The sequence below is a fragment of the Sulfuritortus calidifontis genome (genome assembly GCF_003967275.1).
GTDB classification, from domain to species: Bacteria; Pseudomonadota; Gammaproteobacteria; order Burkholderiales; family Thiobacillaceae; genus Sulfuritortus; species Sulfuritortus calidifontis.
On sequence record NZ_AP018721.1, the window covers coordinates 51,756 to 64,286 of the forward strand.

General features: G+C 65.6%; 11 protein-coding genes. 7 read left to right on the plus strand and 4 right to left on the minus strand.

The window, feature by feature from the left end; all coding sequences use genetic code 11:
* From EL388_RS00325 to ubiE, 7 genes are all read left to right on the plus strand, one after another.
* Entirely contained in the window at positions 1 to 2,136 is a 2,136-nt protein-coding gene (locus EL388_RS00325; RefSeq protein WP_126457960.1) for a sensor histidine kinase, read from the plus strand.
* Entirely contained in the window at positions 2,129 to 3,385 is a 1,257-nt protein-coding gene (locus tag EL388_RS00330) for a sigma-54-dependent transcriptional regulator (protein WP_126457963.1), read from the plus strand. The genes EL388_RS00325 and EL388_RS00330 overlap by 8 nt, the downstream gene beginning before the upstream one ends.
* A gap of 78 nt (positions 3,386 to 3,463) precedes the next feature.
* On the plus strand, positions 3,464 to 4,837 hold the full coding sequence (gene trkA, locus EL388_RS00335) for a Trk system potassium transporter TrkA (protein ID WP_126457966.1): 1,374 nt from the start codon (positions 3,464 to 3,466) through the stop codon (positions 4,835 to 4,837).
* The gene (locus EL388_RS00340) at positions 4,837 to 6,297 is read left to right on the plus strand and encodes a TrkH family potassium uptake protein (protein ID WP_126457969.1); all 1,461 of its coding nucleotides are present in this window, start codon (positions 4,837 to 4,839) and stop codon (positions 6,295 to 6,297) included. The genes trkA and EL388_RS00340 overlap by 1 nt, the downstream gene beginning before the upstream one ends.
* Positions 6,294 to 6,620, plus strand: a complete 327-nt coding sequence (locus tag EL388_RS00345; protein ID WP_126457972.1) for a tetratricopeptide repeat protein — start codon at positions 6,294 to 6,296, stop codon at positions 6,618 to 6,620. Before EL388_RS00340 ends, EL388_RS00345 begins: the two co-directional genes overlap by 4 nt.
* Before the next feature lie 61 nt (positions 6,621 to 6,681).
* The gene (locus EL388_RS00350) at positions 6,682 to 6,948 is read left to right on the plus strand and encodes an oxidative damage protection protein (protein ID WP_126457975.1); all 267 of its coding nucleotides are present in this window, start codon (positions 6,682 to 6,684) and stop codon (positions 6,946 to 6,948) included.
* A gap of 10 nt (positions 6,949 to 6,958) precedes the next feature.
* Complete coding sequence (gene ubiE / locus EL388_RS00355) at positions 6,959 to 7,696, plus strand: bifunctional demethylmenaquinone methyltransferase/2-methoxy-6-polyprenyl-1,4-benzoquinol methylase UbiE (protein ID WP_126457978.1); 738 nt, start codon at positions 6,959 to 6,961, stop codon at positions 7,694 to 7,696.
* A gap of 11 nt (positions 7,697 to 7,707) precedes the next feature.
* Here the strand turns inward: ubiE and greB are convergent, their stop codons facing one another.
* From greB to EL388_RS00375, 4 genes are all read right to left on the minus strand, one after another.
* On the minus strand, positions 7,708 to 8,259 hold the full coding sequence (gene greB, locus EL388_RS00360; RefSeq protein ID WP_126457981.1) for a transcription elongation factor GreB: 552 nt from the start codon (positions 8,257 to 8,259) through the stop codon (positions 7,708 to 7,710).
* 405 nt (positions 8,260 to 8,664) lie between these two features.
* The gene (locus EL388_RS00365; RefSeq protein ID WP_126457984.1) at positions 8,665 to 9,363 is read right to left on the minus strand and encodes an MlaA family lipoprotein; all 699 of its coding nucleotides are present in this window, start codon (positions 9,361 to 9,363) and stop codon (positions 8,665 to 8,667) included.
* 97 nt (positions 9,364 to 9,460) lie between these two features.
* A complete protein-coding gene (locus tag EL388_RS00370) occupies positions 9,461 to 11,134 on the minus strand; it encodes a FecR family protein (protein WP_126457987.1) in 1,674 nt (557 codons plus the stop codon).
* A gap of 8 nt (positions 11,135 to 11,142) precedes the next feature.
* Positions 11,143 to 12,450, minus strand: a complete 1,308-nt coding sequence (locus EL388_RS00375) for an autotransporter domain-containing protein (RefSeq protein WP_126457990.1) — start codon at positions 12,448 to 12,450, stop codon at positions 11,143 to 11,145.
* Positions 12,451 to 12,531 lie beyond the last annotated feature (81 nt).

Genomic DNA, 12,531 nt, shown 5'->3' on the forward strand with positions numbered 1-12,531 from the left:
ATGATCGCCCTCGTCAGCCTGAGCCTGATCGCCGGCGCGGTGCTGATCGCACTGCTGTCCCTTGCGGCTGACAACACCGCCTTCTTCGCCGAGCACTTCACCCTGCTGCTCAGCCTGACCGCGGTGGCCGCCCTGGCCCTGATCGGCCTGATCGGCTATCAGGCCTACGTCCTCATCCGCCGCATCCGCGCCGGCGTCTTCGGCGCCAAGCTGACCGCCCGGCTATTGCTGGTCTTCGCCCTCATGGCCCTGGTGCCGGGGGCCATCGTCTACACCGTGTCGGTGCAGTTCCTCACCCGCTCCATCGAGTCCTGGTTCGACGTGCGCATGGAGCGCGCTTTGCAAGGCGGCCTGAGCCTGGGCCAGTCGGCGCTGGAGCATGTCCGGCGCGACCTGGTGAAAAAGGCCGAGTCCATGGCCGTGCAATTGGCCGAGATGCCGCCGGAGGAGCAGGCCTATCGGCTGAACGAATTGCGCGAGACCATCGCCGCGCAGGAGGCCGCCCTCTACGATCTGGAGGGCCGCCTGCTCGGCTTCGCCTCCGGCGACAAGGCCGGCCTGGCGCCGCAGCCGCCGAGCAGCGCCGCCATTTGGCAGGTTCGTCTGCAGCAGCCCTGGTCGCGGGTGGAACCGACGGCCGACGGCGAAGGCCTGGTCGCCCGCGCCGCGGTACCGGTCAACCTGCTTTCGCTGGGCGAGAGCGTGCGGGTGCTGCTGTTGCAGCAGGCCATCCCGTCACAACTCGCGCGCGATGCCCGCGAGGTCGAGACGGCGCACAGCAACTACCAGGAGCTGGCGCTGTCGCGCATCGGGCTCAAGCGGCTCTATGGCTTCTCGCTCACCCTCGCCCTCGCCTTGGCGTTGTTCTCGGCCATCTCGCTTGCCTTCATCCTGTCCGAGCGCATGGCCGCCCCCCTGCGCGCGCTGGCCCGCGGCACCCGGGCCGTGGCCCGCGGCGACTTCAGCCAGGTCCAGGCGAGCGGCGCCCAGGACGAGCTGGGCATGCTGACCCAGTCGTTCAACCGCATGACCCGGCAGCTGGCCGACGCCCGGGCCTTGGCCCAGGAGAACCAGGACATGCTGCAGGAGGCCAAGGCCTATCTGGAGAGCATCCTCGGCAGCGTTAGCACCGGTGTCATCACGTTGAGTCCCGACTACACCGTGCGCACGGTCAATGCCGCCGCCGCCGCTGCGCTGGGTGTCGAGCCCGGACAGCTGATCGGCCGCCGGCTCGCCGAACTGGGCGAACCGGGAAGCGGCCTGGCCCGCCTGGCCGGCGAGATGGAGCAATGCTTCGTCGAGTCCGGCCAGGGCCACTGGCAGGGCGAGATGGAATACGACAGCGGCAATGGCGTGCGTGTGCTGCTGGCCCGCGGCGCCTCGCTGACCAGCGAGCTCGACAGCGACCGCCTGCTCGCCTTCGACGACATCACCGAGATGATCCGCGCCCAGCGCGATGCCGCCTGGGGCGAGGTGGCGCGGCGCATGGCGCACGAGATCAAGAACCCGCTCACCCCGATCCAGCTCTCGGCCGAGCGCCTGCAGCGCAAGCTGGCCGACAAGCTGGACGAACACGAGCGGCAGATACTCACCCGCTCGACCGAGACCATCGTCGGCCAGGTGGCGGCGATGAAGGGCCTGGTCGATGCCTTCGCCCAATATGCCAAGCTGCCGGCGGCGCGGATCGAGGCGGTCGACCTCAACGCCCTGATCCGCGAAGTGCTGGTGCTCTACGAAGGCCAGGTGCCGATGCAGGTCATGCTGGCCGACGACCTGCCGCCGGTCGCGGGCGACCCGGCGCTGCTGCGCCAGGTGCTGCACAATCTGGTGAAGAACGCGAAGGAGGCGCTGGTCGAAACGGCGGAGCCGGAGTTGCGCGTCGCTACCGGCCTCGGCAAGAATGGCGTCGAATTGCGCGTCGGCGACAGTGGTCCCGGTTTTCCCGAGCATCTGCTCAGCCGCCTGTTCGAGCCCTATGCCACGACCAAGCCGAAGGGCACCGGTCTGGGCCTGACCATCGTGAAGAAGATCATCGATGAGCACGGCGGCGCGATCGACGTGCGCAACGCGCAGCCCCACGGGGCGTGCATAACGATTACACTACCGCTTATGGAAGGTGAATCTGCCGATGAGTGAGATTCTGGTAGTCGACGACGAGGCCGGCATCCGCGAGCTGATGCGCGAGATCCTCGAAGACGAGGGCTACGAAGTGCGCCTGGCGGAGAACGGCCAGGCGGCGCGCCAGGAGCGTCTGGCCAAGGAACCGTCGCTGGTCCTGCTCGACATCTGGATGCCCGATGTCGACGGCATCACCCTGCTCAAGGAGTGGTCCGCCGACGGTCTGCTCACCATGCCGGTTGTCATCATGTCCGGCCACGGCACCATCCACACCGCGGTCGAGGCCACCCGCCTGGGTGCCTTCGACTATCTGGAAAAGCCCGTCCCCTACAACCACCTGATCGATACCGTCGCCCGTGCGCTCAAGGCCCAGGGCCCGGCGCCGACGCCAAGCTTCAATCTCGACGGTCTCGGCAGCAGTCCGGCGATCCAGAACCTGGCCCAGCGGCTGAAGCAGGTGGCCACGGTCGACTCGCCCTTGCTGGTGACGGCCGAATCGGGTGCCGGCGCCGAGGCCTGTGCCCGCTTCCTGCACGTGCCGGGCACGCCCTGGTTCGTGCCCGAGAGCATGAGCGATCTGGCCGAACGGCCGATCGACTGGCTGAACCAGGCCAAGGGCGGCCTGCTGTTCTTGCGCGAGGTGGCCGAACTTACACCCATGCAGCAGAAGGGGCTTCTCCTGCTGCTATCGCGCCGGCGGGAATTCAATGTCCGCATCGTTTGCGCCTCTGCCCAGAACCTGGCGCAGAAGGCCCTGGAAGGCGGCTACTCCAAGGACCTATACAACGCCCTGACCCAGGCCGCGGTCCGGGTGCCGCCGCTGCGCGAGCACAAGGAAGACATCCCCGCACTGGCCCAGGCTGAATTGGCAAAGGTGGTCCAGGAACAGGGTCTACCGCCGCGCCGGTTCAGCGAAGCGGCCTTGGCCGCGCTCAATCAGTTCACCTGGCCGGGCAATATCGATGAGTTGCGCGCCCGTGTGCGCAGCCTGGCGACCACCGCGCTCAACGAGGAGATCGACGTCGACGAGGTGGCGGCCCAGATGGGCGACAGCCGCGCCGAGGAAAAGGCGGTGGCCGACCTCAACCTCGACATGCCGTTGAAGGATGCCCGCGAGATCTTCGAGCGTCGTTACCTGGAGGCCCTGCTCGGCAGCTGCGGCGGCAACATGACCCGGGTGGCCGAGAAGAGCGGGCTGGAGCGCACCCATCTCTATCGCAAGCTCAAGCAACTGGGCATACAATTGCCGGCCAAAAAAGAGGCCTAGCCGACCGGCCATGCCGGCTGCGTCCTACGCCTCACCGATCGCAGGCACGCTTGCCTGCACCTTTCGCGCAGGCGAGTCATGAAAATCATCATTCTCGGCGCCGGCCAGGTCGGGTCGAATCTGGCCTTCGGCCTGGTCTCGGAGGCCAACGACATCACCGTGGTCGATGTCGACCAGGCCAAGCTCGACTGGTTACAGGACCGTTATGACCTGCGCACGATCTGCGGCCAGGCCGCCCACCCCTCGATTCTGCGCCAGGCCGGCGCCGAAGATGCCGACATGCTGGTGGCGGTGACCCAGAACGACGAGATCAACATGCTGGCCTGCAAGCTGGCCGCCACCCTGTTCCGCATCCCGACCAAGATCGCCCGCATCCGCGCCCTCGATTACATGAAACAGCCCGAGATCTTCGCGCCGGAGAACATGGCGGTGGACTTCGTGATCAGCCCCGAGCAGGAGGTGACCAACTACCTGCGCCGGCTGATCGACTACCCCGAGGCCTTGCAGGTGGTCGACTTCGCCGACGGCCGCATCCGCCTGGTCGCCATGCGCGCCCACTTCGGCGGCCCACTGGTCGGCCACGAGCTGCGCGATATCCGCAAGCACCTGCCCAAGCTGGATGCCCGGGTCGCCGCCATCTTCCGCCGCGATCGCATGTTCGTGCCCGAGGGCCGCACCGTGATCGAGGACGGCGACGAGGTCTTCTTCATCGCCGCCACCGAAAACATCCGTGCCGTGATGAAGGAGATGCGCCGGGCCGACAAGACCGTGCGCCGAGTGATGATCGCCGGCGGCGGCAACATCGGCAGCCGCCTGGCCGCGGCGCTGGAGGACGATTACCAGGTCAAGCTGATCGACCGCAACAAGAAGAACGCCGAGCAGCTGGCGGCGCAGCTCAAGCACACCATGGTGTTCACCGGCAACGCCACCGACGAGGAATTGCTGCTGCAGGAGAACGTCGACGACATGGACGTGTTCTGCGCCCTGACCAACGATGACGAGGACAACATCATGTCCTGCCTCTTGGCCAAGCGCATGGGCGCGCGCAAGGTGGTCGCCCTGATCAACCGCTCGACCTATGTCGACCTCTTGCAGGGCGGCGAGATCGACATTGCCCTGTCGCCGGCCCAGGCCACCATCAGCCCCCTGCTCACCCACATCCGGCGCGGCGACATGGTGGCGGTGCACAGCCTGCGCCGGGGCGCGGTCGAGGCCATGGAGGCCGTGGTCCACGGCGACCGCAACTCGTCCCGCCTGGTCGGCCGTCGGGTCGAGGAGACCGACCTGCCGGAAGGCGTCAGCATCGGTGCCATCCTGCGCGGCGACGAGGTGATCATCGCCCACCACGACACGGTGATCGAGGCGGAGGACCACGTCATCCTGTTCGTGCCCAACAAGCGCCTGATCCCCAAGGTGGAGAAGCTGTTCCAGGTCGGCATGGGCTTCTTCTGATGCAGGACCGCCTCATCCCCATCCTCAAGGTCTTGGGCATGGTCATCGCCTTGTTCGGCCTGACCATGTTGTTCCCCTTGGTCATCTCCGAGGCCATGGCCGATGCGGCGCGCCATGCCCACGACGAGGCGGTGCTGGCCACCATCGGCAGCGGCGTCTTTCTCTGGCTGCTGACCCGCCACAACAAGCGCGAGCTGCGTTCGCGCGACGGCTTCCTCCTGGTGGTGCTGATCTGGACGGTGCTGCCCATCTTCGCCGCCCTGCCCCTGCTGATCTATCTGCCGGACCTGAGTTTCACCGATGCCTATTTCGAGACCATGTCGGGTCTGACCACCACGGGCGCGACCGTGCTCTCGGGCCTGGACAACCTGCCGGCCTCGATCAACATCTGGCGGGCGCAGCTGCATCTGCTCGGCGGCCTGGGCGTCATCGTGCTGGTGGTCGCCGTGCTCCCCCTGCTCGGCGTCGGCGGCCGCCAGATGTACAAGGCCGAGACCCCGGGGCCGATGAAGGACACCAAGCTCACCCCGCGCATGGAAGAGACCGCCAAGGGCCTGTGGGTGGTTTATCTCTTTTTCACTTTGCTGTGCTTCATTGCCTTCTGGCTGGGCGGCATGGGCTGGGTCGATGCCGTGGTCCACGCCTTCTCGGTCATGGGTCTGGGCGGTTTCTCCTCGCACGATGCCAGCTTCGGCCATTTCAATTCGCCCTTGCTCGAGGGCATCGCCGTGGTCTTCGCCCTGATCGCCGGCATGAACTTCGCCACCCATTTCCTGGCCTTCCGCCAGCGCAGCTTCCATCCCTACCGGGTCGATCCCGAACTGCGCTGGTACCTCTTCATCGTGCTCGGCAGCTGTCTGGGCCTGGCCCTGTTTCTTTGGTACCAGGATGTCTACGTCGATTTCCTGACCGCCCTGCGCTATGCCAGCTTCAACACCATCTCCGTGGCCACCACCATGGGCCTGGCCAATGCCGATTTCAACGCCTGGCCCTATTTCGCCGGGCTGTGGATGCTCTTTCTGTGCAGCTTTTCCACCAGCGCCGGCTCCACCGGCGGCGGCATCAAGATGATGCGCGCCATCCTGCTCTACAAACAGGTTTACCGCGAGCTGGTGCACCTGCTGCATCCCAACGCCAACCTGCTCACCCGCCTGGGCGGCGTGCCGGTAACGAACAAGATCACCTACGCCGTGCTGGCTTATCTGTTCATCTACATCGCCTCCATCGTGGTGCTGTCCTTCGTCCTGATCGCCAGCGGCCTCGATGTCTTCACCGCCTTCTCCGCCGTGGTCGCCACCATCAACAACACCGGCCCCGGCCTCAACCAGGTCGGCCCGGCCACCACCTATGCCGTGCTCACCGACTTCCAGACCTGGGTCTGCAGCTTCTCCATGTTGCTCGGCCGGCTGGAGCTGTTCACCTTGCTGGTGGTGCTGACCCCGGCCTTCTGGCGAAAATGAGCGCACTGGAAAACTTCGAGAAGATGCTGGCCGCGGGTCGCGACAACGCCCTGCTCCGCTACTCCCTGGGCAACGAATACCTCAAGGCCGAACGCTACGCCGAGGCCTGCACCCAGTTCGAGGCGGCCCTCGCCTTCGACCCCAAGTACTCCGCGGCCTGGAAGCTGCTCGGCCGTGCCCGCATGGACCTCGGCCAGTTCGCCGAGGCGGCCGAGGCCTATCGTCAGGGCATCGAGGTGGCCGAGGCCCGGGGCGACGTCCAAGCGGCCAAGGAGATGGCCGTGTTCCGCAAGCGGGCGCTCAAGCAGCTGGGCGAAGGGTGACGGCCGAGGCCGCATCCGCTACTATCCGCTTTCACCCCGGAATACCTGAAGGAGCACCCCCATGGCGCGCATGGTCAATTGCGTCAAACTGGGCCGCGAGGCCGAAGGCATGGATTTCCCGCCCTACCCCGGCGACTTGGGCAAGCGCATCTTCGACAATGTGTCGAAAGAGGCGTGGCAAGGCTGGATTCGCCTGCAAACCATGATCATCAACGAGAACCGGCTCAACCTGGCCGATGCCCAGCACCGCAAATATCTGGCCGAGCAGGCCGAGAAGTATTTCTTCGGCGAAGGCGTCGGCGCCCCCGAGGGCTTCCGGCCCAACTGACTGTCATGCCATGAGCGACAAGCAGACCCACTTCGGCTTCGAATCGGTCGCCGAGCGCGACAAGGCGCGCAAGGTCGCCGAGGTCTTCCATTCCGTGGCCCAGCGCTACGATGTGATGAACGACCTCATGTCGCTTGGCCTGCATCGCATCTGGAAGCGCTTCACCGCCCTGCAGGCCGCTGTGCGGCCGGGCATGCGCGTTCTCGACATCGCCGGCGGCACCGGCGACATCTCGCGCCTTTTGGCCAAGGATGCCGGCCCCACCGGCGAGGTCTGGCTGACCGACATCAATGGCTCCATGCTCGGCGTGGGGCGCGACCGCCTGCTCGACGAGGGCCTGGCCCTGCCGGTTGCCCAATGCGATGCCGAGCACCTGCCCTTCCCCGACGGTTATTTCGATCTGGTCAGCGTCGCCTTCGGCCTGCGCAACATGACCCACAAGGATGTCGCCCTGCAGGAGATGTGCCGGGTGCTCAAGCCCGGCGGCAAGCTGCTGGTGTTGGAGTTCTCCAAGGTCTGGAAGCCGCTGGCCCCGGCCTACGACGCCTATTCCTTCGGCCTGCTGCCGCGCCTCGGCCAACTCGTGGCCAAGGATGCCGCCAGCTACAAATACCTGGCCGAATCCATCCGCATGCACCCGGACCAGGAGACGCTGAAGCAGATGATGTTGGATGCCGGCTTCGGCAAGGTGGATTACTTCAACCTGACCGCGGGCGTGGTCGCCCTGCACGTCGGCGTCAAGTTCTAAGCGCCTCGCCCTCAGTCGAGGCTAAGGTATTCAACCGCAAGGATCTCCAGCTCCCGCACCCCGCCCGGGGTCGCTACCCGCACGCTGTCACCCGTGCGCGCCTTGAGCAGGGCGCGCGCCAGGGGCGACACCCAGGAGATGCGGCCCCGGCCTGGGTCGGCCTCGTCGATGCCGACGATGCTGTAGGTGAACTCGGTATCACCGTCGAGCACGGTGACCGTGGCGCCGAAGAACACCTGGTCGGTGTTCTCCTGCCGCGCCGGGTCGACCACCACGGCCTGCTCGATCCGCTTGGTCAGAAAGCGCAGGCGGCGGTCGATCTCGCGCAGCCGTTTCTTGCCGTAGATATAGTCGCCGTTCTCCGAGCGGTCGCCGTTGCCGGCCGCCCAGGACACGACGTTGACCACCTGCGGCCGCTCCACCCGGACCAGGTGGTTGAGCTCGGCCTGCAGCCGGGCATAGCCGGCGGGCGTGACATAGTTCTTGCCGCCGGCGGGCAGCGCCGGGGTGGGGTCGTCGTCTTCCTGCTCGTCACCGTCGTCGCGGACGAAGGCCTTGCTCATGGGTGCTTGCCGTCTTGAAAAGGGATGCGCGAAAAGCCGAATATCGTCATGCCGGCGCAAGCCGGAATCCAGCTCGAATCATAGACTGGATGCCTGCCTGCGGGGGCATGACAAGGCCAACTTAAGAGTAGTTGCTGATTGTACAGTTCCCCCTCCCGACCTCCCCCATAAATGGGGGAGGGGTCTAGTGCCAGGCCTGACTTGAGCCCCTCCCAGCCTCCCCCATAAATGGGGGAGGGGTCTAGCGCCAGGCCTGACTTGAGCCCCTCCCAGCCTCCCCTTTATGCCCCTCGGGAGGCACAGGTGCGGGAGGCGTGCAGGCACCCTCCCCATTCATGGGGAGGGCTGGGGTGGGGACGAAATTTAGGTGTCTCCGCTACCCGAGGATAGAGGCCGGGACGGAGTTCAGTCTTCCAGCTTCGGCGGCTTGCCGTCGTAGATCAGGGCGCGGCGGCGCTCCAGGTAGAAGTCGCGGGTGTACTCGTAGCCGTCCACCGCGGCGGCATCCAAGGCTTCCTTGGCGTCGAGCAGCTCGGCCCGCTTGCTGATCAGGCGGGCGAACAGCACGCCGGCCTTGGCCTCGTCGTCCTGCAGGTCGTAGACCGGGTCGAGGTATTTGCCGTCGACCACGCGACCGGCGGTGTCGCGGATGTTGCTCGGCCCCAGGATGGGCAGCACCAGATAGGGCCCGCTGCCCACGCCCCAGTGGCCCAGGGTCTGGCCGAAGTCCTCGTTGTGCTTTTTCAGGCCGGCCTCGCTGGCGATGTCGAGCACGCCGGCCAGGCCGAAGGTGGTGTTGATGGCCAGGCGCATGAAATCGCGCGCGGCCAGTTCGATCTTCAATTGCAGCAGGTCGTTGGCCAGCACCGAGACGTCGTCCAGGTTGGCGAAGAAGTTGCGCACCCCGGTCTGGGCGAAGCCGGGCATCACCGCCTGGTAGCCCTGGGCGATCGGCTTGATCGCCGCCTTGTCGACGCCCTCGTTGAAGCTGTGGATGGCCCGGTTCATCGGCTCCAACGGATCGCGCGGGTCGCCGTTGCTGGCGCAGCCGGCCAGCAGAGAGAGGGCGGCGCAGGCCGCCAGGGTCGTTTTGGTGTTCAGCATGATTCGGTCCCTAAGGGGTTTTTCTCTGGTTCAGGCCAAATTATCGCAGGCGGCGCGGCTTGTTAATAGGTAGTGGCCACAGGGCGGGCTGCGGCGATCACTGAGGGATGGTCCCGGCAGGATATAGGCTGCCGGTTACCGCAGCGGGTTGGGCACCCGTCTGGAAAGCTGCAACACCGTTTACCTGGAGCGGTGCGGAGAGGGTATTGGCGTGAATGCCATAGCCAAGACCAACATGGGTGCCGCCGGGGCCGGCTACGAAACCGGCGACATAACTGGGGCAATTGCCAGCGCCACAATTGAGACCATCGGTGCCCGTGTTGAAGGTCGTATTGCCGCTGCCGGTGATGCCGAAGGTGGTGGGGTTGAAACTTCCTGTAGTGGTGGCCAAGGTGTAACCGCCGAGGCTACCGCCATGATCGAGGTTCAACGTCAGGCTGGCCGAAGCGGCCAGCGTGGTGAAATTGATGGTGACGGAGCCGCCGGTGACCGCACTGTTCGTGTTTGCCGAACCATCGCTGAAGCTGGGTTTGGTGCTGGCGTTGGCTAGATAGTTATATGTCACGCTACCAGTCGGTAGGCTGCTGGGGGCTACGCCGCCGATGAAATGGACAGCTTGGAAATTGGATAGGGTGTCGATGTCTATTGAACCGTTGCTGTTGTAGACGGTGATCGTGCCATTCATCCATTTACCCCAGAACACGGCCAGATTGCCGCCAGTATCCTTGGCATGGCCGATATCCTGCAGGCTGGCGTCAATGAGCACCAAATCCTTTGCGTCGGTGATGACGCCGACCGGCTCCTGGTTCAGGAAGATGAAGTCTGAGAGGCCGTGGAATTCGGTGATTTCATTTGGGTAGGCACCGTAGGGCTGGCCGTCGCCGAAGGAGTGGGCGAGCAAGAACTGTTTGACCCCAACCACGGGAATCGGGGTGTCGCTGATGGTCTTGTCTTCTGTGGCCTTATAGCTGTCGTCGCTGGCGCCGACCACCGGCTCGGTTTTCACTGTCCCGGTATCCGTCACCACACCGGCCCGGCTGTCACCCTTGAAGCCGCTGCCGCCGTCTTCGGCCTTCGTCGTTTGCGCTTGGGGCTTGGCCTCGGCCTGGCCTTCTTCCTTCTCTTTCTTTGACTGCTTCTGGCCTTCCAGCTTGTCCTGCAAAAAGCTGGGCGGGGCGATCAGGCCCTGCGGGGTTTCGTTCGCGCTGGCGACGTGGAAGAATTCGTCGTTGCCGAAGGTCTTTTCGCCGGCGGTGTTGCTCACGGCGATCTTGCCGTCGACCACGCCGCCATAGAGGCCGTCCTTGGCCTTGGAGCCATCGGGGTTGAAGCAGCCGGAGTCGCAGATGGCCAGGTTGTAGAAGGTGCCCCGGATGCCGATGTTGGCCATGGGTGTGGCGACCTTGTAGTTCTGCGGGTTCTGCTTGCCGATGGCACCGGTGATGGTGCGGAAGCCGCCCTTGACCAGGCTGAAGGCGCCCTTCTCCGTGCCGTCCTGCTTGCCGGTGAACTGGTAGTCGTCGAACTTGAACTCGGTGACCGGCTTGATCGCGATGATGGAGCCGTCGGTCAGACGGATCTGGGCGTTGCTGGCCGGGCCGGTCTTGATCAGGTCGCCCAACTCGATCTCGGCGCGGGCCTTGAGCGGCACCGTCTTGCCGTTGCGCTGAGCGCTGACGTCGCCGACGGCGACCAGGATGCGGCCGATCGGTGCCGCCGAGGCGGAGGCGGCGAGCAGAGACAGGATGAGCAGGGAGGGGGCGAATCGCATGGCGGGCCTCACTTGAAGTCGTAGCGCACGTTGACGGCGCCCAGGGTGCGTTTGTTGCTGTAGAGCTCGATGTTGGACTCGTTCTCGCTGTAGCTCAGCTCGCCGCGCAGGCTGAGCTGCTTGTTCACCAGGTAAGTCGCATTCAGGCCGAGCGACTGGTAGGTGTCCTTGCGGTCGACGCCCAGCGTTTTCCCATCATAGTTGCTCTTCTGGTAGCCATAGTTCACGCCTAGGCCCCATTTCGGGTCGGGCGACAGGCTCACGCCCAGGTTGAGGCCGGGCATGCTGCGGGAGAAATCGGGCCGGTGCACGCGGTTGCTTTCCTTGCTGTAGCTCAGGCGGGCGCTGGCCACCGGCTGCCACTTGACGCTGAAGGCGCGGCGATAGCCGGCGCCGATGCCGGTAAGGGTGGCGTTGCGCACTCGGTTGGCGCCGCCGTATTCGAGATCGGCGTACTGGGCGAAGGCATTGACCGCCTGGAACTCGTCGAGCTGGTGGAACCATTCGCCGCTGGCGCCGAGCACGTCGCGGTAATGCTCGCTGCCGACGGTGGCGCCGTTCCAGTTCACGCTGGCCCGGTAGAGGTTGTTGTCCTTCACGTAGCTGACGCCACCGGTGAGACCGAGCGAGGCCTGGTTGAAGGCCGATTCGTCGCGGTTGTACTTGCCGTCGAAGCCGGTGGCGCCGAACAAAGAGACACCGGGCGCGATCGGCTTGGCCACCTGGCCGCCGAGGGCGAGGTGGCCGAAGCTGTCGCGCTTCTCGACGCCGGTGTCACTCAGGGTGACGGCGCCGAACACCGGCAGGGTGATGTTGGCGGTGGAGGCGCCGCCGTTGACGTTGGTGTCGATGCCGAAGCCGGCCTCGGCATAGAAGCTGGCCGTGGTCTGGTAGCGGCCCTCGCGGCTGCGGATGGCGTCGACGAAGCGGTCGATCGCCGCCAGCACCGAGGCCGGCGGGTTCAGCTTGCGCACGGCCTCGAACTCCTCGCGGGCGCGCACGTCGTCGCCCAGCACGAAGTAGCCGCGGGCCAGCTCCAGCCGGGCACGGGCGTTGTCCGGGTTGAGCAGCAGGAAGCGCTCCAGGGCCAGGATGCCCTCGGCCGCGTGGCCGGCCTCGATGGCGGCCAGGCCAAAGAAGAAATCGAAATCGGGGTCACCCAGCAGGTCCGGGTTCTTCTGGCCGATGGCGTAGGCCTCTTTCGCCTTGTTCTGACCCATCAGGCTGCGCATGTCCTCGACCGGACCGGCCTGGGCGGTGAGGGAAACCAACAGGCCGGCAGCGGCGAGGGCGCGAAAAAGGGGGCTGAGGTGCATCGCTAACGACCTTTCCGGGGTTTTGTTGCGGGGTTGGCCAATTAAACCACACCGAGAACCCGGCTTGGCGCCCTGCCTGGA

What these genes read in the sequence shown, in the direction of transcription:
- EL388_RS00325 (WP_126457960.1), top strand. Translation starts at nt 1, where the DNA reads ATGATCGCCCTCGTCAGCCTGAGCCTGATCGCCGGCGCGGTGCTGATC.
- EL388_RS00330 (WP_126457963.1), top strand. Translation starts at nt 2,129, where the DNA reads ATGAGTGAGATTCTGGTAGTCGACGACGAGGCCGGCATCCGCGAGCTG.
- trkA (WP_126457966.1), top strand. Translation starts at nt 3,464, where the DNA reads ATGAAAATCATCATTCTCGGCGCCGGCCAGGTCGGGTCGAATCTGGCC.
- EL388_RS00340 (WP_126457969.1), top strand. Translation starts at nt 4,837, where the DNA reads ATGCAGGACCGCCTCATCCCCATCCTCAAGGTCTTGGGCATGGTCATC.
- EL388_RS00345 (WP_126457972.1), top strand. Translation starts at nt 6,294, where the DNA reads ATGAGCGCACTGGAAAACTTCGAGAAGATGCTGGCCGCGGGTCGCGAC.
- EL388_RS00350 (WP_126457975.1), top strand. Translation starts at nt 6,682, where the DNA reads ATGGCGCGCATGGTCAATTGCGTCAAACTGGGCCGCGAGGCCGAAGGC.
- ubiE (WP_126457978.1), top strand. Translation starts at nt 6,959, where the DNA reads ATGAGCGACAAGCAGACCCACTTCGGCTTCGAATCGGTCGCCGAGCGC.
- greB (WP_126457981.1), bottom strand. Translation starts at nt 8,259, where the DNA reads ATGAGCAAGGCCTTCGTCCGCGACGACGGTGACGAGCAGGAAGACGAC.
- EL388_RS00365 (WP_126457984.1), bottom strand. Translation starts at nt 9,363, where the DNA reads ATGCTGAACACCAAAACGACCCTGGCGGCCTGCGCCGCCCTCTCTCTG.
- EL388_RS00370 (WP_126457987.1), bottom strand. Translation starts at nt 11,134, where the DNA reads ATGCGATTCGCCCCCTCCCTGCTCATCCTGTCTCTGCTCGCCGCCTCC.
- EL388_RS00375 (WP_126457990.1), bottom strand. Translation starts at nt 12,450, where the DNA reads ATGCACCTCAGCCCCCTTTTTCGCGCCCTCGCCGCTGCCGGCCTGTTG.